The following is a 17,677-nucleotide window of genomic DNA, read 5'->3' as shown; positions in this document are numbered from 1 at the left end:
AGTGCTCAGAGTTAGCAAACGTTAAGAAACGGCATCAGCCTTAAGCCAAACCTGTATTCATCCCAGGTCTGCCAGTTGCCAATTCAACCTTGACAATCTTGCCGCCCATCTTCTGGATGCGTTGCTGTTCTTTAAACCAGTTTTCGTAAGGAACAAGCTTCGTGAAGAACGTATTTTGCAATTCTCGCTGAGTCCGGATGCGGGTCTGGCTGGGGACGCAAGCCGTAATCTTGAACATTCTCATGAGTCGGTCTCTCCTAATGGATAAAAAGGTAGGAAGAAGTGCCCCTACGAATGAAGGGAAGTCGCGTTTAGAAAGATCTCAAAAATAGTGCGATCGCTTAGACTCAGCTATTGATGATAGCGCCTTAACAAATCGTAAACGAAATCGCATCACAGAACAATGCTGTTTTTAAAAGGTTGGAAGCCAAGAGTCAAGATTAAATCGTAAAAGCCAAAACGAGCCTCAACAACCTAACCGTCACTCCAGACTTCCAAACTTAGAAGCTAAAGAACAAAAGCGATCAGCATTTCGTTCTGTAACTTAGTCTTAGCTCAAGCCAGAGCAGATGTAGTCGAAGTAAACGCCCATTTCTTTACCAGCGTCTGCACCAACCAAGCTAGCGGTGACTTCTTTCATTGCTTGGATTGCTTGTACAGTCGAAGTAACAGGCACGCCCAAGCTGTTGTAGGTTTCTTTCAATCCGTTGAGAACGCGCTCATCGAGGATCGAAGGATCTCCAGCCAACATTGCATAGGTGGAGTAGCGGAGGTAGTAGTCGAGGTCGCGGATGCAAGCAGCATAACGACGAGTCGTGTACATGTTGCCACCGGGACGGGTTACATCCGAGTACAACAAGGACTTAGCAACTGCTTCTTTCACAATCGCTGCTGCGTTAGCAGAGATGGTGGTTGCTGCACGAACGCGCAGTTCGCCAGTTGCGAAGTAGCCTTTGAGTTTGTCGAGCGCAGAGCTATCCAGGTATTTACCCTGAACGTCAGAAGTGTTGATTACCGAGGTAATTGCGTCTTGCATGATTTCAAGTTCCGTAAGTCGCGTGGTCTTAAATTAAAAAAGAATCGATCGTGGCGAGCAATTACTGCATTGCACCGACGAGGTAGTCGAAGTAAGCACCTGCTTCTGCTGCATCATCAGCTGAGAGCAAGGAGGTTGCAACGCTCTTCATAGCACGAACGCCTTCTGCAACTGCGGGGATCGGGGTTCCCAAAGAGTTGTACATTTCTTTGACACCAACGACTCCGATTTCTTCGATCGGGGTTACGTCGCCTGCTACGATTCCGTAGGTTACGAGGCGCAGGTAGTAATCCAAGTCACGCAAGCAGGTTGCGGTCATTTCTTCGCCGTATGCGTTTCCACCAGGAGAAACAACGTCAGGACGCTTTTGGAACAATTGGTCGCCTGCTTGCTTCACGATGCGCTCACGAGCACCCGTCAAGGTTTCAGCAATGCGTAGACGCTTTTCACCAGTGGTGACGAAGCCTTTGATCCGATCCAATTCGCCGGGGCTGAGGTAACGTGCCTCAGCGTCAGCATTCACGATTGATTTCGTGACAATACTCATTGATGGATTCCTCCAAAGAAATGTAACCGAATTTGTTTAAAAGGGAGTTCCCCAAGTGGTTTTGGAGTCACGCGATTGGGTTGAGCCACCGCCTTTGACTTCGCCACCTTCCGAAAATTATTGTGCGGCATTGCGTTAACCTTCCTGGGCGCTCTGCAACATTTTGTAATATCTTTACTCAGGTTTGAGGCAAGTTCTGAAATTCCGATTAAAAACGTGCCACAAGTTTGTATAATTTCTACCGCTAAAAATCGTGTGCTCGATTGCTAGCCCATTCTGTAGCGAGGTGCGATCGCTGGCAACCCTGGTTCAGTTGCCAGATTTGATTCCAGCTAAAAGAGTTTTGTCGGTTTGAGAAAGAGCCAACTCACGAAGAAGAACGAGGCTGTGAACAGTTGTGCGATGTCGAGTGCTGAGAGGTAGCCGTCCATTAAAGCAGCGATCGATCGGTCTGCGATGCCAAAGAGCCAGGATGAAATGCCGAGAATCCAGATACTAGAGCGCAGTCGCGCCAAAAACGCGACGGATTCGCCAGAAGGTTTGCGAAACATAATGTGGGTTCCGAGAGAGTGCAACAGGTTCAAAGTGCCTCTATGTTACAAAATATTATTTATGCTTGCCATAAGTCCACCGATATACATAGTGAAGTTCTGACTTTTGGAGTCTTGCTCTAGAGGCAGGAGTTGTGATTTGGTGAGGTCAGAAGAATCTGTTCGTTTCACCTTCATCTCCAATGCCCTACGCGATCGATTTCGGAACCAGTAACACCGTCATTACGCGCTGGAATGCTGTGACTCAGCAGCCAGAAACTTTAGCAATTCCAGGAATTTCTCAACGTCTCGCCCAGAATCCATCGCTGATCCCCAGTTTGTTGTATGCCGAAAATGCAGCACAGGGCAAAGTTACGATCGGGCAGGAGGTACGCGATCGCGGTTTAGATATCAGTCAGGATTCACGATTTTTCCGCAACTTCAAACGCGGGATCGGAACAGAGGTGCAAGGATTTCTGCCCGAATTAGATGGTCAGGTGATTCGATTTGAGCAGGTGGGCGAGTGGTATCTCACCCAAATTATCAATCAGTTGAAAACGACCGATCCAGAGATTGCAGAGTCAATTGTCTTTACTGTCCCAGTGGATAGTTTTGAAGCGTATCGGCTTTGGCTCGGGCAGATTTGTGAGTCTTTGGATATTAATCAGGTGCGGATGATTGATGAGCCAACAGCAGCGGCATTGGGCTATGGATTTGTCGATCGACAAACTTTACTCGTGGTCGATTTTGGTGGGGGAACGCTGGATTTATCGATCGTTCAAACAAATGTGAATCAATCGTCAAAGCCGACAGGATTCATTTTGAAATGGGGACAGAAATCATTTAAGGAACAGTCAGGACAACAAGCAAAGACAGCGAGAGTGATTGCAAAAGCTGGACAAAATTTAGGCGGATCGGATCTGGATAATTGGCTTGTGGATTATTTTGTGAACACGCAAGGATTAACAGCAACGCCATTGACTTCGAGATTAGCAGAACGATTGAAAATTCAGCTTTCGCTCTCCACTGAAGCGCAGGAAGTTTTCTTTGATGATGAGCGTTTTGAAAGCTATGACTTGTCTTTAACGCGATCGCAGTTTGAGCAGATTTTGAGCGATCGCGGTTTCTTTACGAAGCTCGATGAATCGATGGAACAAGTCTTGCAACAAGCCCGCAGACAAGGGTTAGCTGTGAGTGATATTGATGCGGTTTTACTGGTCGGTGGAACGGTTCAAATTCCAGCAGTGCAGAACTGGGTGAAGCAGTATTTTGATGAGCGTTTGATTCGGTGTGAAAAGCCGTTTGAAGCGATCGCTCAAGGGGCATTGCAACTGAGTCAAGGAATTGAGCTAAAAGATTTTCTCTATCACGGCTATGGAATTCGCTACTGGGATCGGCGGCAGAATCGCCATAATTGGCATCCTTTGATTAAAGCAGGACAGCCTTACCCGATGGAGAATCCTGTGGAATTGGTGCTAGGAGCGTCGTTAGAGAGCCAGCCAAGTATTGAACTGATTGTAGGTGAGTTAGGAGCCGAAACAGTTCAGACCGAGGTTTACTTTGATGGCGATCGCTTAGTCACTCGCAATGTTTCAAGCTCGCAAACGCAGGTGCAGGCATTGAATGATAAAGATGGCTCACGGAGCATTGCTGAACTTGATCCGCCGGGAAGTCCGGGAAGCGATCGCATTAAGGTGCAGTTCATGGTCGATCGCGATCGATTTCTGCGCATTACAGTTGAGGATTTATTGACCGCTCGAACATTGGTCGAGGATCAAGCTGTTGTGCAATTGAGTTAGCTACTTTGCTGATTGAGTTTGAGCGGCTTCTCTGACTTGCTCGATCGTCAATTCCAAAATTTCTGCAACTTTTTCTTGGCTCAAACCATATTCGAGCAATTTTGGCACTGTCTTGAGCTTAGTTTCTAGACTACCTTCTGTTTTACCTTCTGCTTTGGCTTCTTGGTAAACTTTAGTTTCTTCTAGTCTCAATCCCATCATGGCTTCTACCTCATCACGGCTTAATTTTGAGAACCTGTAGACTGCAATCGTCGTGATGCTATCTATTATCTCTCGTCTCGTTAGATCTGACATCGATTCTTGCTGAACCTGCTCAATCAATTGTCTTGCTTGACTGGGGAGTTTCTTCTTTGTCGCTAGCGTAAGTAAGACGATTTGTAGATTGATCGGCAACTCGTTGGGATTGCCTAATTCGTTCAAGTAAATGCGCTGCACTTGCGGACCATTCAACAGAGATCGATGAATTTCTGTTCGTTTTGGTTCCAGTCTCCGCGATTTCAGCAGAATCACACCATACCAATCGTCATAAATAGGGTTGCGATGGAGGTAGAGCATCGATTCGGCAAAGAAGCGATCGTAGAGTGTTTCATCACGCTGAAACTGCACCTCCGTGAAGAAGATAGTTTTAGAAGCAGCCGATTCAGGAGGAAGAAAGACTCCATCAATGCGAAAGGTGGGTTCTTTCACTTCCACCGAATCAAAGCGATATCCCTCCATTTGGGAACGACCAATCAGATCGAAGAACAAATTTGGAAATCGCTGAAATAGCTGATAAAAGATAACGTCTCGTTTCACAATTCGGCGCAGTAATTAAAGTATCTGGGAAAGAGTATTGATTAGAATTCGATTCTGCTCATCTGTGCCAACGCTGATCCGAAGCTTGTCATCAAGGTTGGGTTGGTTGAAATAGCGTACTAGGATGTTTTGCTGCTTAAGCGCCTCATAGATTTTTGCAGCATTGCCGGGAGGTTGAGTGAGGAGAAAATTCGTTTGGGAATCCCATACCTTAAAACCCAGTTGTCTCAGTTCGATCGCTAATTTTTCCCGCGATCGCTTCACTTTTTCCGCACATTCATTTTTATAGTTCTGATCCCGCATTGCAGCAGCACCGACTAAAGTTGCGATCGCATCGACACTATAACTATCGCGAACTTTGAATAAGCCTCGAATGAGGTGAGGTTGCGCGATCGCAAATCCAAGCCGCAATCCTGCTAAACTGTAGCCTTTTGAAAGCGTTCTCAAAATGATCACATTCTGGAACTGTTCTATTAAAGGCAAAGCTGTCTCTTCAGCAAAATCGACATATGCCTCATCAATCACAAGTACGCCGTTCAAGTTTGTTGCAAGTTGACGCAAGTCGGACATTGCAACTACATGCCCTGAAGGACTATTCGGAGAAGCAATAAAAGTTACAGCCCCTTGGGCTGCAATCAGTTCATTTAGTGGTAATTGATTGTTTTCACCATAAGGAATTTCTAAGCGATCGGCATCTTGAATTTCCGTCAAAGTCCGATACAGGACATAAGTCGGCATCGGATACACGACTTTACGCCCCGGCTCTGCACAGGCTCTCACGACAACATTCAACATGTCATCGCTGCCATTTCCTACCATGATCCAATCTTTGGGAATGTTCAATGCTTCGCTTGTCGCTTGTCTGAAATCATTTGCATAAGGATCAGGGTAGCGGCGAAGCCATTCGGGATCGAGATTTTTCAGAACTGCGATCGCATTCGGCGAAGGCAAATAGGGATTCTCATTCGTATTTAGCTTAATGATGGGCGTTCCAGGTTTCGGCTGTTCTCCTGGCACATAGCCCGCCATTGCATCCACACTTGGGCGAAAGTAAGACATAGGATAGAGTTTTGAACTACGATCGAAGACATGAAAATTCTGCTGATCGGATTGGTAAGAGGCTATCGTATCGCAATTTCACCGTTGTTTCCGCCGACTTGTCGGTTTTACCCAACCTGTTCACAATATGCGATCGAGGCTTTAGAAACACATGGCGTACTCAAGGGCAGTTGGCTCTCGGTGCGTCGAATTTGTCGCTGTCATCCGCTCAATCCGGGCGGTTATGATCCTGTTCCACCGAAAAAAGATGAAACCTTATCAGAAAGTTGCGATCGCCGAATGCCATGAACCTCTGGTCGAAATTTCAGAGCAGTTCGATCGAGTCACCCCACATCCTTATGCAAAATTAGGCGCACCTTATGGAGAGAAGTCGCCATTTTTTGTCAGAGCAGGAATTCTCGATCGCTTAATTCAAGCCGATGCAGAATTGCAGAAAATTCGACCCGGCTGGAAAATCCAAATCTTTGATGCCTATCGCCCAGTTGCAGTTCAGCAATTTATGGTCGATTACACGTTTACAGAATTAGTCAATGCAAATGGATTGCCATTAGAAACACTTTCAGAAACGCAGAGAGAAGAATTTCAGCAACAAGTCTATCAATTTTGGGCAATGCCGAATCTAGATCCTGCGACACCTCCACCTCATAGTACGGGAGCCGCGATCGATATTACCTTAATTGATGACAATGGCAATGTTATCGATATGGGATCAGAAATTGATGAGATTTCAGAGCGATCGTTTCCAAATCATTTTCCACCAGATTCAGAATACGGTCAGCATCGCAAAATTCTATTAAACGCAATGACCGCTGCCGGATTTAAGCAGCACTGGAACGAATGGTGGCACTTTTCTTATGGAGATCAGATTTGGGCATGGCTGACAAATCAAGCAGATTCATCAGCCCATGCGATCGCGAAATATGGCAGAGTTTAGCCTTCGATCTTGACGGAAAGAATGCGATCGTTTCCACGAATTGCATTCACAACATCCATATCTTCGGTTTTACCAAAGACGGTATGCACGCCATCGAGGTGAGGCTGTGCAGAATGGCAGATGAAGAATTGGCTGCCGCCCGTGTTGCGTCCAGCATGAGCCATCGATAAGCTGCCTGCTTCGTGCTTGTTCGGATTGATTTCGCAGTTGATTTTGTATCCAGGGCCTCCGGTTCCTGGCATTCCAGGTGCGCCTTCCCGCGAGTTTGGACATCCACCTTGGATCATAAAGTTGGGAATGACGCGATGGAATGCAAGCCCATCGTAAAAGCCTTTGTTTGCTAAATCGACAAAATTCTTGACGGTGTTTGGGGCATCCTTGTCAAACAATTCGAGATTGATTGTGCCCTTGTCGGTTTCCATGATTGCGCGAGTCATAATCTAAGCCCTTCGTTTTCGGCTTTTCCATCCTATCAGGGAGATTGAGGATCGAGGCATGGGTGGGAGGGGAAAATGGTGGGGAGTGGGGAGTAGGGAGTAGTCAACCGCATGAATTTTGCAGAGTGGGGAACTAGAGAGCACTCTGAGTCCGGTTTTTTCTAATCCCTCTATCAGATTGATTGTGGTAAACGAGTAGGAGAGTCAGGCAATTTCTCATTCCCCCACTCCCCACTCCCTACTCCCTACAGCTATCACTCAAATTAATACCGATCGCTCAACGCCGCCCGCGCCTGTTCTCGATCGTCAAAATGAATCTTCTCCGTTCCCAAAATCTGATAATCTTCATGTCCCTTGCCTGCAATCAAAACTCCATCTCCTGGTTTTGCCTGTAGGATTGCAGTCTTAATTGCAGTTGCGCGATCGGCAATCACTGTCGGATTGACTGTATCGGAAATGCCTGCAACGACATCCTTCAAAATCTGCTCTGGATCTTCAGTTCTCGGATTATCAGAAGTTACGATTACTTGATCTGCCAACGTCGCAGCAATATTTCCCATCTTCGGGCGTTTGGTACGATCGCGATCTCCTCCACAGCCAAACACACAAATCATCTGCCCCGAAATAAACGGACGAGACGCTTTCAGCATGTTTTCCAAACTATCAGGCGTATGGGCATAATCCACAATTACGCTAATGTCTTGATCTGGTTTAATCTGCACTTGCTCCATGCGTCCTGGAACACCAGAGAAACCAGGCAGCGCTTCGACGATCGCGCTTAATTCCAATCCAGAATGCAATGCGGCTCCAACTGCGGCGAGTAAATTTGCCAGGTTAAATTGTCCAACTAAAGGCGATTTGAAGGCTGCATCTCCCATTGGCGTGTGCAAGGTTCCACTCACACCATCAGACTCATATTGCAGATTGCTGGTGCAAAGGTCGGCTTTCTCTTGAGTGCTATATGTCCAAACTGATTTTGGATCTAGCTTTTCCACCAATTTCTTACCATAGGCATCATCCAGATTGACGATCGCTTTTCCTTTCAAATAGCCCGAATCAAACAACAATGCTTTTGCCGCAAAGTAGTCATCCATATCGCGATGAAAATCGAGGTGATCTTGCGTCAAATTCGTAAAGACTGCCACCTCAAATTCACAACCCAAAGTTCTCCCCTGCGCCAACGCATGAGAACTCACTTCCATCACGGCAAAGTCACAACCTGCATCGATCGCGCTTTTCAACTGATGTTGTAATTCAACCGGAAAAGGAGTGGTATGCAGTGCCGTTTGTTGAAAGCCTTTCCAACGGGTGTACAGCGTTCCTAATAAAGCTGGAGATTTGCCCGATCGCTCTAGCAGATATTCGATTAAATGCGTCGTCGTCGTCTTACCATTCGTGCCAGTCACTCCGATCATTTTGAGCTTTTGGGCAGGAGAGTGATAGAACGTCGTTGCCAGTTGGGCGCAAGTTTGAGCCATATCACTAGACGGAATCACCAAAGGCGGATTCTCAGATTGAAAGGCAGGATCGCTTTTCGCTTTTTCAGCAGCTTGAGGTGAAACAACGGCAGCGATCGCTCCAGCAGCGATCGCACTTTGCCAAAAATCGCCACCATCCACCCGCGTCCCCGGCATTCCGATAAACACATCTCCAGGCTGAACCGCTAATGAATTCGTCGTAAGCCCCTTCACTTCAGCCTCTAACGCAGGATGATTCGGGAGTTCTCCCAACGTTGCCAAAAGTTCTCCCAAAAGTTCTCTGAGTTGCATCGCTCTCTCCTTGCCTGAGTTTTTCAGTTTCTAATCGTTTGCTGACATGTAATTCTGTAACATAGATTCCAATTGTGCGATCGACGACCTTGGCGAAGGACGGGGCAGAGCGCGATCGTCGAGATACAAAACCGGAATTTCGTACTGATAAGCCGCAAACCAATCCTCACGAGTGGTGATATCTCGAACCTCAAGATCAAAAGCAAGCGAGTGAATTTGCTCAAGTTTTTCTTGCAGTCCTTCACAGAGATGGCATCCTGGCTTACTGTACAGAATTAGTTTCATTTGGATTCTCGTCGTAACTCACTGAAATCTTATGTCTAAAACAGTTCTCATTACGGGTGCATCGACGGGAATTGGTCGATCGACTGCGATTTTGTTTGCCGAAAAAGGCTGGAACGTGATCGCAACCATGCGAAATCCAGAAAAGGCAAATTTCTCATCCGATAAGATACATGTTTTGCCGCTGGATGTGACAAATTTAGACTCGATTCGCGAGGCAATCTCAAAATCTCTCGAATTCAGCAAAATTGATGTTCTCGTTAACAATGCAGGCTATGGTCTTATGGGCGCATTCGAGAATTGCTCCCCTGCTCAAATCCAACGGCAGTTTGACACGAATGTATTCGGATTAATGGAAGTCACACGCGCCTTATTGCCGCATTTTCGGGAGTCCCGGTCGGGCGTGATTATCAACGTTGCCTCGATCGGTGGAAAAATGTCTTTTCCAACTTACTCGCTCTATAACTCGACAAAATGGGCAGTAGAAGGCTTTTCAGAAGGATTGCAGTACGAATTAGACCAATTCAATATTCGAGTCAAACTGATCGAACCTGGCCCGATTAAAACCGATTTCTACGATCGCTCTCCTGAGATTGCAACTTCAGATCTCAAGGTTTACGACGAGTACGTCAACAAGATCATTCCGAAGATGAACCAAGCTGGAGAAAAAGCACCTGCACCCGAAGTCGTTGCCAAAACGATTTACAAAGCTGCAACCGATCCGTCTCGAAGACTGCGATATCCGGCTGATCCGGGCGCATGGACTGCGGTCATCTTAAGAAAGCTCCTGCCCAGCCATATCTTTAGTACAATTATTCGCAGTAACTTTCACTGATCGGTATGGTCAAAATTCTCCACCTGTCGGACATTCATCTTGGAAGCGGGTTTGCTCACGGCAAGATTAACCCTGAAACTGGGTTGAATACTCGACTGGAGGATTTTGTCGCCACCTTGACGCGCTGTATCGATCGTGCGATTTCTGAATCAGTTGACCTAGTGTTATTTGGTGGCGATGCCTTCCCAGATGCCACTCCGCCACCTTACATTCAGCAAGCCTTTGCCCGTCAATTTCGTCGCTTAGTGGATGCAGATATTCCAGCCGTTCTGCTCGTTGGCAATCATGACCAGCATTCTCAAGGGGTTGGAGGCGCAAGTTTGTGCATCTACCGAACCTTGTGCGTTCCGAATGTGATTGTGGGCGATCGCTTAGAAACGTATCGCCTTCAAACCCGCAGCGGAGACGTGCAAATCATTACCTTGCCGTGGTTAACGCGATCGACGTTATTAACGCGACCCGAAACCGAAGGATTATCCATGTCGGATGTCGGGCATTTATTACTCGATCGATTAAGAGTTGCAATGGAAGGCGAAATTCGCAAGCTTGATCCAGAAATCCCAACGGTTCTCCTCGCACATTTAATGGTCGATGCTGCTCACTATGGCGCAGAGCGGTTTCTTGCGGTTGGAAAAGGATTCACAATTCCATTGGAGTTTCTAACTCGCGACGCGTTCGATTATGTGGCATTGGGACATGTGCATCGACATCAAATTTTGTCAGAAGATCCGTTCGTCGTGTATCCAGGAAGTATTGAACGAGTTGATTTTAGTGAAGAACACGAAGAGAAAGGCTTTGTTTTAGTCGATCTAGAACGTGGTGCTACAGCGATCGAGTTTTGTCCTTTGCCAGTGCGATCGTTCTGCACCATTGAAGTAGATTTAACCGAATCCGACACGCCTCAAGCCGATTTACTCAAAGCGATCGCAAAAAGAGGCATCGAAGATGCAGTCGTGCGCGTCATTTATCAAGTTCGCCCAGAGCAGATTGATTTGATCGATGATGCAATTTTGCATGAAACGTTAGAAGTTGCTCATACTTACACGATTCAGGCAGGCTTAATCAGTCAAATGTCGCGATCGCGCTTACCTGAATTAGGCGTTGGCAGCGCGATCGCGCCTTTAGATGCATTGCAGGCCTATTTAGCCAATCGAGAAGACCTGAAGCTTTTAGCAGAACCGATTCTAGAAGCAGCAAAAGCTTTGCTCGCTCAAGAAGAGTTTTACATCGAAACAGAAGCAGGCGTTGAAGAGACGCAGTTGCGGTTACTGTAGACGAGCAATACTAGTAAAAACACTGATTTGCGGAGTTTAAAATATACAGTACTACTACTTACGTATTAGCTTCACGATTCGGGCAATTTTAATAAAGACTTAGTTAATTGCTTTAGAGATCAAGGTGATTTCTCGACAGTTCGCTAAGATTTAGTCATGAAAGCCCCATAGAAACGACGAAATCTATGCAATTAGACTGCGTTCAGCAGGTCTAAAACATACCAGTATTCACCTAGATTCAGACTAGAGAATCATGAAAAAAATTAATAAAAGCAGCGTGTTTGCGATCGCTTGTACCGCATTCATGGGCGCTTTTGGCAATTCTCAAGCAACCGCAGCAACCCTAAATCTCAAAGATCCAATCTTGCAAAGTGGAACTTTGAACGGAGCACTCTTTCAAGAGATTGATCCAAATGATCCAGCCGGAACAGGCGTTTTGCAATCTTTCGTGCGGCTACAATCTCCTGGCAATAGCACTGTTGAAGAAGGCTACAACACAGATGGTCGCCCCCTGGAGTTCGATGAGAATAACAGCCCGCAATTTACGCGATCGCTCAAACTCAGCGATATTCCGCTGTTCACAATTGGAGGCGTGGAATATCGTCAGTTTCTCCTAGACATCAACGAACCGAATGCCACTCCGAGAGACCAAGACTTACCCCTGCTTGACCTTGAGAGCTTGCAAATTTTCTTGGGAAATGCAGGCAACTTGTTGAACTATCCAACCTTCGATGGCAATGCTGTAAAGATCTTTGATTTAGACAGCAATGAGGATAACATCGTCAACCTCCGGGATACCAATGCCGGAAGTGGCAGAGCGGATCTCTTGGTATACATCCCTAACAGCCTATTTTCAGTCAGCACAAATGAGTATGTGTATCTGTACTCGAAATTTTCCGGTGCAGAAGGTGGGTTTGAAGAATGGGCAGTGAAAGTAAAAGAAAAACCCGACACTCCACCCAAATCTGTACCAGAACCCGCAACGCTTGCAGGATTGGGCTTAGTCGCTGGAGCAATGGCATTTGCTCGCCGCCGTAAGTCAAGCCAAACTGCTTAGACCAAATTTTTCGCTGATTTGCCTGTCATCTCGCAAATCAGCGAGAACTGCGTCAGTTTAGAAAATCTGGTGTTAAAATCTGGTCGATATCCTAGAGTCGATCGTTATGCGCTGGTCTACAGTTCTGAAATTCTTCCTTGGTGTGCTGCTTGCGATCGCAATTTTGGCGGCTGGCGGGCTAGTTGCAGCACGGGTGATGATTGCACGGCTGTCTGTGCCGCCCTCAAAACCGATGTTTCCGAACGATACACCCACCACGAAGCCACCAGCAGCAAAGCCTGCGGCAACGGCAAAACCAGCAGCGGCAAAAGCCGAAACTCCTGCAACCCCGCTTCCAACTGGAGCTTTCCCGGCAAAGGTAACGCAATCGATCGGGCTAGTGATCCGCGATGCACCTTCGCTGGACGCTGTTTCTATCGGTGGGGTTGATTTTAATCAGCAAGTGACGGTGATTGAAACCAGCGCAGATGGAAGCTGGCAAAAAATCCGTTTGGCTAACAATACAGAAGGATGGGTGCGCGCTGGAAATGTCGAGAAAGTGAGTAACTAAGTTCGGAACATATCCTGCTTGAGTTTCGACCTCGCTCAAACCGTGAAAAAACTTAGCGATCGATCACGTGTTGAGCGGACTTGAATCGTGGAAACTCTTCATTGAGATATAGCAATGCTAAAAAGAGTGGGGAGTTCTTCCTAAGAGATCAAAACTTCCCACTCTTTTTAGCATTTACACTTCAAACAGAATTGCTCTACAAACCCAAGACTTCAACAGCCTTTGCCATGACTTCATCAGGATCAAAAGGTTTCGTCAAATAGAGATTTGCTCCCACTTCGGCTCCTTTTTGCTTGTCAAATTCCTGACCTTTGGCAGTCAGTAGAATGATATAGATATCTTCAATCTCCTGCTTGACCGTCTGACACACTTCAAACCCGTTCATAAAGGGCATCATCACATCCAAAAACACAAGTTGTGGACGTTCCGATTGGATCACCTCGATCGCTTCTTTTCCATTCGTCGCAGTCAAAAGCTCAACATCTTGATCCTCAAGCTCCTCTAAAGTCTGTTCTAGTAACAAACGGATATGAGGCTCATCGTCAACAATCAAAATTTTCATGATTCTATCCTCTAGTACAGTACTTCAAATACATCAACCGTCTGGGTTTTACCTTTCACAGTCAATGTCCCAACCTCTCGAAACGAAAAGCAATCTTTCGCTGCCTCATAGACATTGCGATTGACTAAAATCTGTCCCCCCTTCGCAACCGACTGCAAGCGAGAGGCAACATTCACTTCATCGCCGATCGCCGTATAGTCCATATGCTGCGGAGAACCAATATTGCCAACAATCACGCGCCCTGAACTAATGCCAATCCCCGTCAGAAAATGCTTCTGAATCCAATCAATCGGGATTGTCCGAATTCTTTGCTGCATCGCGATCGCGCTTTTGATCGCACAAGTCTCATGATGACTCACCTCAAAAGGCGCACCAAACAACGCCACAATCATGTCACCCACAAATTTATTGACCGTGCCTTGGTGAATAAAAATCTCATCCACCATATGCGTAAAGTAAGTGTTGAGATATTCCACCATCTCAGTGGGTGGGAGTTGTTCGCATTGCTGAGTAAAATTGCGAATATCCGAGAATAAAACGCTGATTTGTCGATACTCTGGAACCAGCGAAAAGCTCCCACTCGCATCGAGAATCGCTTGCACAAGCTGCGCGGGCACATAGCGCTCAAGATTACTTTTGACTCGTTCTTGATGCAATCGTTGCTTGTGCAAAAGCGCATTCTCTAGAGCGGATGCGGCTTGCGAAGCTAGCGTATTGAGTAACTTTAAATCAGCTGCGGTGTACGTAATCGCCTGTTCGCTGCCGAGCATCATGACCCCGATCGTGCGATCGCTCACCTTCAAAGGAGCCGCAATCAACGCATGGAGTTTTGCTTCTTCTGAATTACATCTCGCATCTGAGAAAACTTCGTTGACGATATCGCTTTTTTGATGCTCTAGAACCGCTTCTAGGATTCCACCCTGCAATTGAGTCGGCGAATTTCCAAATGCAGTAACAACCTCCAACTCAGACGACTTCAGAAGCATCACAGCCCCACAATCGCTTTGAATCGATCGCCTCGCTTCACTGAGCACTAAAGCCGCGACTGCTTCGACTTCTAGGCTTGCAGTCATTTTTTCAGAAAGATTGTGGAGCAGAGTTACTTCTTTATAGCGATCGAGCGTTTCCTGAGCCAACGTTTTTTTCTCAATCTCTCGAGCAGCAATGTAGCTCAGAACCGATGCAAAAGTTGCTTCACCAATCACATAGCCGATCAGTTCTCCATCGACCTGAATCGGATATTTCGATGATTCAGTCGGCGTGCCCCAAATTGTCTGCCCTTCACGATCTTGAATTGAAACTGAAGTTGCACTGAGCGCTTGAAGACGAGCCAGAATCTCCTTGACCTCAGATTTAGCAACGAGTCGTTTCAAGCGAATGGGAACCATGATGTTCTGCAACTAATAAAAACACAGCGTTTTGTAACCCTTCAGCTTGTGAAAGATCCTGCGCCCTATCTGAGTGTTCCCAAAATTTGACGCTGGCAATGACCATATCCGGTTGGGTAGATGCAACTTTCTTGAGTAATTCTGCATCGTTCGTTGCTTCAACTGCGGTAAAGCCTTTCGAGCGAAGAATATCCACAAGAATCTTCGAGGTCGTTTCATTCTCATCGACTACCAGAATTTTGCGCGGGGATCTCCCTTGAGCGATTAACGATTCGACTTCTTGGCAAAGCACTTCTAAGTTGATGGGTTTCGTGAGATGGCGATCGATTCCCAACGAATGACAGCGTTCAGGCGCATCGACGATCGACAAAATAATCAAGGGAATTCCCATCGTCTGAGGATGATGTCGCAAGACCGCAGCCACATCAAACCCGTTCATTTCAGGCATCATCACATCCAGAATGATCAAATGAGGAAGCGATTCCTTCGCCATCTGAATCGCTTCTTTACCATCTCTAGCTTCTTCGACCTGATAGCCTTCTGTTTCTAACTGTTGGCGCAGCAGCGCACGAATCGGAGCTTCATCATCCACGATCAAAATCCGTTTTTGCGTTGCATTGACCTCACTACCCTGCTGTAATTGCTGAATCAATGCACTGAAATCAATTTCTCTGATGTGAGTCGGAGAAGCAGAACTCGGCAAGCTAAATGAGAACGTACTGCCTTTGCCAATTTCACTCTCGACCCAGATCTGTCCATCATGATGCTCGATAATTTGCTTACAGATCGGCAACCCTAACCCGGTTCCCGTTGGCTTATCGGTCAGCGTATCCCCCACTTGCTTAAACTTCTCAAAGACTTTGGGCTGATCTTCAGGACTGATGCCAATGCCCGAATCTGTAATGCTCACCACAATCGTGTCGCCTTGCCGAGCAACTTTACACGTAATATCGCCGCTGTCGGTAAATTTGATCGCGTTCGAGAGCAGATTGATCACAACTTGGATTAAGCGATCGCGATCGCCAACCAATTGCGGCAAATGTGGATCAAATTGTTCTACTAAGGTGAGATTCTTCGCTTGCAGTAAGGCAGACGTTGCCGCGATCGCACGCTCTACAACTTCGGTAATCTGAAGTGGCTCAGATTTCCAGTCCACTTTACCTGCTTCCATTTTGGCAATGTCGAGCACATCGTTGATCAACGCGGTTAATCGCATTCCTTCAGACACGATGATGTCGATATTGTCATTGACCTGACGTGCCGCTCGCTGCATTTTCTTATCAGTCGTATCCAGTGAGGGGAAAACAACCTCCTCTAGCTTTTTCTTAATGAGTTTGGCAAAGCCTAAAACTGAAGTCAGCGGTGTTCTCAGTTCATGAGAAACCGTTGAAATGAAGTCGGTTTTCATCTGATCGACTTCTTTTTCAGCCGTAATATCATGAATTAAAACAACAGTTCCAATCTTAATTCCTGTCCCATCCAGAATTGATGTAGCAACTGCCTTACCAACACTGCCTTGAGCAATTTCAACTTCAGTCACCAGTGTTTCTTGATTTTGCGATCGCTCGATCAGATTCACTAAGTCTTGCTTAAAAATGGCTTGAACTGACTTGCCATTCAAAGATTGTTCTTCTAAGCCAAACAGTTTAAGCAGTGCCGGATTGTAGCAAGTAATACTTCCCTCGGTATCACTAACAAGTAATCCATCAGCCAAGTTATCTAGAATTGTTGCTAGATATGCCAGAGTCGATTGCAGTTGCTGACTGGTCGCTTGTAATTGATTGTTTAATGCCGTTTCTTGCTCAGCTCGCTCGCGAATTTCTTCCCAGTGCTTCAACTGTGTGAGTGCAGTAATCATAACTACAACGAGCAGTCCTGCCATGACCATCGTTAGCGTATTCAACGCATTTAATTGCTCTTCTAAGTTCTCACGTGGAATGACTAATGCAACTGACCAATTTGCACGACGAATCGGCATATAAGCAACATAAACCGATCTGTGATCGAGTGTGACCATTTCAACGCCTTGTTTGCGGGCTGTCATCGACCGAGCGATCGCGGCAAGAGTTGGATCAGTATTCTGGGTTAAACTCTTTAGCCCTTCAGTAAATGCTGAGTTAGGATGAGCGATCGCAACGCCTTGAGCATCGAGCGCAAACGCATAGCTTCCTTTGCCAAGCTGAGTTGCTGAAATTGCTCTTGTTACTTCAGCAATGGGAATGTTTCCTGCAAGAATACCCGTTACTTTCGACTGCTCATTTACGGGTAAATTGTAGAAAGATAAGCTTTTCGATCGCATTTCTGCTCGATCTTTGTCCGTTGCTTTCGCCAACGGAATTGACCAAACTGGCACAGCAATATTAATTTGCCGTTTGCCTGTGGTACGGGAAATAATCAAATCGGAGACGTTCGATTCTCCTTTCATAGATTTTTGGAAATATTCGCGATCGCTCAAGTTCTTCCCGGTTGCAAATCCACCGCGTGTGGTGGCATACGAGCCATCCGGATTGACTAAGATAAACATCCAGAAGTCAGCCAGTCGATCTTGTTCTAGCTGTAAGAACGGCTCTGCAATCTCCCAATTCATCGATCGGACTTCGACGCTATTCGACATTGACTCGACTTCGCCTAAGCGCCGATTCAGCCAAGAATCAATCTCTAATCCCGCAGATTGCACTTTCAGTAATGCATTTTCTTTGAGGGTGCTGAGAATAATACCCCGCACAATCCAATAGCTCGTAAACGCAGTCACTCCCACAGCAGCGATAAAGCTACCATGTAGTAGTAAAGATACGATTTTACGACGAGTCATTGATTTCATAG

General features: G+C 46.4%; 19 protein-coding genes. 7 read left to right on the top strand and 12 right to left on the bottom strand.

Annotated elements, in window-relative coordinates:
* Nucleotides 1–40: 40 nt before the first annotated feature.
* From OU814_RS14775 to OU814_RS14760, 4 genes are all read right to left on the bottom strand, one after another.
* Nucleotides 41–244: a phycobilisome linker polypeptide gene (locus OU814_RS14775; protein WP_026148458.1), complete on the bottom strand. Its 204-nt coding sequence runs from the start codon at nucleotides 242–244 to the stop codon at nucleotides 41–43.
* A 306-nt stretch (nucleotides 245–550) separates the two neighbouring features.
* Nucleotides 551–1,036, bottom strand: coding sequence for an allophycocyanin subunit beta (gene apcB / locus OU814_RS14770; protein ID WP_017286747.1), 486 nt, complete (start codon nucleotides 1,034–1,036; stop codon nucleotides 551–553).
* 61 nt (nucleotides 1,037–1,097) lie between these two features.
* Nucleotides 1,098–1,583 (bottom strand): allophycocyanin subunit alpha, encoded by a 486-nt coding sequence (gene apcA, locus OU814_RS14765; RefSeq protein WP_017286746.1) that lies wholly within the window; start codon nucleotides 1,581–1,583, stop codon nucleotides 1,098–1,100.
* Between the two features lie 332 nt (nucleotides 1,584–1,915).
* Nucleotides 1,916–2,134, bottom strand: coding sequence for a hypothetical protein (locus OU814_RS14760; protein ID WP_017286745.1), 219 nt, complete (start codon nucleotides 2,132–2,134; stop codon nucleotides 1,916–1,918).
* Nucleotides 2,135–2,316: 182 nt separating this feature from the next.
* Here OU814_RS14760 and OU814_RS14755 point away from each other — a divergent pair, with 182 nt between their 5' ends.
* Nucleotides 2,317–3,912, top strand: coding sequence for an Hsp70 family protein (locus OU814_RS14755; protein ID WP_268183892.1), 1,596 nt, complete (start codon nucleotides 2,317–2,319; stop codon nucleotides 3,910–3,912).
* On the opposite strand, the gene OU814_RS14750 is transcribed toward OU814_RS14755, so the two are convergent.
* Entirely contained in the window at nucleotides 3,913–4,707 is a 795-nt protein-coding gene (locus OU814_RS14750; RefSeq protein ID WP_268183890.1) for an Rpn family recombination-promoting nuclease/putative transposase, read from the bottom strand. It lies immediately after the preceding gene.
* 15 nt (nucleotides 4,708–4,722) lie between these two features.
* Complete coding sequence (gene hisC, locus OU814_RS14745; RefSeq protein ID WP_268183887.1) at nucleotides 4,723–5,766, bottom strand: histidinol-phosphate transaminase; 1,044 nt, start codon at nucleotides 5,764–5,766, stop codon at nucleotides 4,723–4,725.
* 30 nt (nucleotides 5,767–5,796) lie between these two features.
* Here hisC and yidD point away from each other — a divergent pair, with 30 nt between their 5' ends.
* Nucleotides 5,797–6,054, top strand: coding sequence for a membrane protein insertion efficiency factor YidD (yidD, locus tag OU814_RS14740; protein WP_017286741.1), 258 nt, complete (start codon nucleotides 5,797–5,799; stop codon nucleotides 6,052–6,054).
* Nucleotides 6,014–6,700: a M15 family metallopeptidase gene (locus tag OU814_RS14735; RefSeq protein ID WP_268183884.1), complete on the top strand. Its 687-nt coding sequence runs from the start codon at nucleotides 6,014–6,016 to the stop codon at nucleotides 6,698–6,700. Before yidD ends, OU814_RS14735 begins: the two co-directional genes overlap by 41 nt.
* Here the strand turns inward: OU814_RS14735 and OU814_RS14730 are convergent.
* From OU814_RS14730 to OU814_RS14720, 3 genes are all read right to left on the bottom strand, one after another.
* Nucleotides 6,697–7,137 carry a peptidylprolyl isomerase gene (locus tag OU814_RS14730; RefSeq protein ID WP_017286739.1) on the bottom strand — a complete coding sequence of 147 codons (441 nt, stop codon included), beginning with the start codon at nucleotides 7,135–7,137 and terminating at the stop codon, nucleotides 6,697–6,699. The genes OU814_RS14735 and OU814_RS14730 overlap by 4 nt on opposite strands.
* Before the next feature lie 263 nt (nucleotides 7,138–7,400).
* Nucleotides 7,401–8,906: a UDP-N-acetylmuramoyl-L-alanyl-D-glutamate--2,6-diaminopimelate ligase gene (locus tag OU814_RS14725; protein ID WP_268183882.1), complete on the bottom strand. Its 1,506-nt coding sequence runs from the start codon at nucleotides 8,904–8,906 to the stop codon at nucleotides 7,401–7,403.
* A 30-nt stretch (nucleotides 8,907–8,936) separates the two neighbouring features.
* Nucleotides 8,937–9,191, bottom strand: a complete 255-nt coding sequence (locus OU814_RS14720; RefSeq protein ID WP_190651901.1) for a glutaredoxin family protein — start codon at nucleotides 9,189–9,191, stop codon at nucleotides 8,937–8,939.
* A 31-nt stretch (nucleotides 9,192–9,222) separates the two neighbouring features.
* On the opposite strand from OU814_RS14720, the gene OU814_RS14715 reads away from it, so the two are divergent.
* The 4 genes from OU814_RS14715 to OU814_RS14700 all read left to right on the top strand — a co-directional run bounded on the left by OU814_RS14715 (nucleotide 9,223) and on the right by OU814_RS14700 (nucleotide 12,904).
* Entirely contained in the window at nucleotides 9,223–10,023 is an 801-nt protein-coding gene (locus OU814_RS14715) for an SDR family oxidoreductase (RefSeq protein ID WP_268183879.1), read from the top strand.
* Between the two features lie 5 nt (nucleotides 10,024–10,028).
* Nucleotides 10,029–11,297, top strand: coding sequence for an exonuclease subunit SbcD (sbcD, locus tag OU814_RS14710; RefSeq protein ID WP_268183876.1), 1,269 nt, complete (start codon nucleotides 10,029–10,031; stop codon nucleotides 11,295–11,297).
* Nucleotides 11,298–11,550: 253 nt separating this feature from the next.
* Entirely contained in the window at nucleotides 11,551–12,354 is an 804-nt protein-coding gene (locus tag OU814_RS14705; RefSeq protein WP_268183874.1) for a PEP-CTERM sorting domain-containing protein, read from the top strand.
* Between the two features lie 106 nt (nucleotides 12,355–12,460).
* Nucleotides 12,461–12,904, top strand: coding sequence for an SH3 domain-containing protein (locus OU814_RS14700; protein ID WP_268183872.1), 444 nt, complete (start codon nucleotides 12,461–12,463; stop codon nucleotides 12,902–12,904).
* A 196-nt stretch (nucleotides 12,905–13,100) separates the two neighbouring features.
* On the opposite strand, the gene OU814_RS14695 is transcribed toward OU814_RS14700, so the two are convergent.
* From OU814_RS14695 to OU814_RS14685, 3 genes are read right to left on the bottom strand one after another with little or no spacing between them, the layout of a single operon-like run.
* Nucleotides 13,101–13,466, bottom strand: a complete 366-nt coding sequence (locus tag OU814_RS14695; RefSeq protein WP_017286732.1) for a response regulator transcription factor — start codon at nucleotides 13,464–13,466, stop codon at nucleotides 13,101–13,103.
* An 11-nt stretch (nucleotides 13,467–13,477) separates the two neighbouring features.
* Complete coding sequence (locus tag OU814_RS14690; RefSeq protein WP_268183868.1) at nucleotides 13,478–14,854, bottom strand: adenylate/guanylate cyclase domain-containing protein; 1,377 nt, start codon at nucleotides 14,852–14,854, stop codon at nucleotides 13,478–13,480.
* On the bottom strand, nucleotides 14,820–17,666 hold the full coding sequence (locus tag OU814_RS14685) for an ATP-binding protein (RefSeq protein ID WP_268183865.1): 2,847 nt from the start codon (nucleotides 17,664–17,666) through the stop codon (nucleotides 14,820–14,822). Before OU814_RS14685 ends, OU814_RS14690 begins: the two co-directional genes overlap by 35 nt.
* Nucleotides 17,667–17,677 lie beyond the last annotated feature (11 nt).

The sequence above is a fragment of the Leptolyngbya sp. GGD genome (assembly GCF_026735145.1).
Lineage (GTDB): Bacteria > Cyanobacteriota > Cyanobacteriia > Leptolyngbyales > Leptolyngbyaceae > Leptolyngbya > Leptolyngbya boryana.
This window is presented reverse-complemented; position numbering and strand designations above follow the sequence as displayed.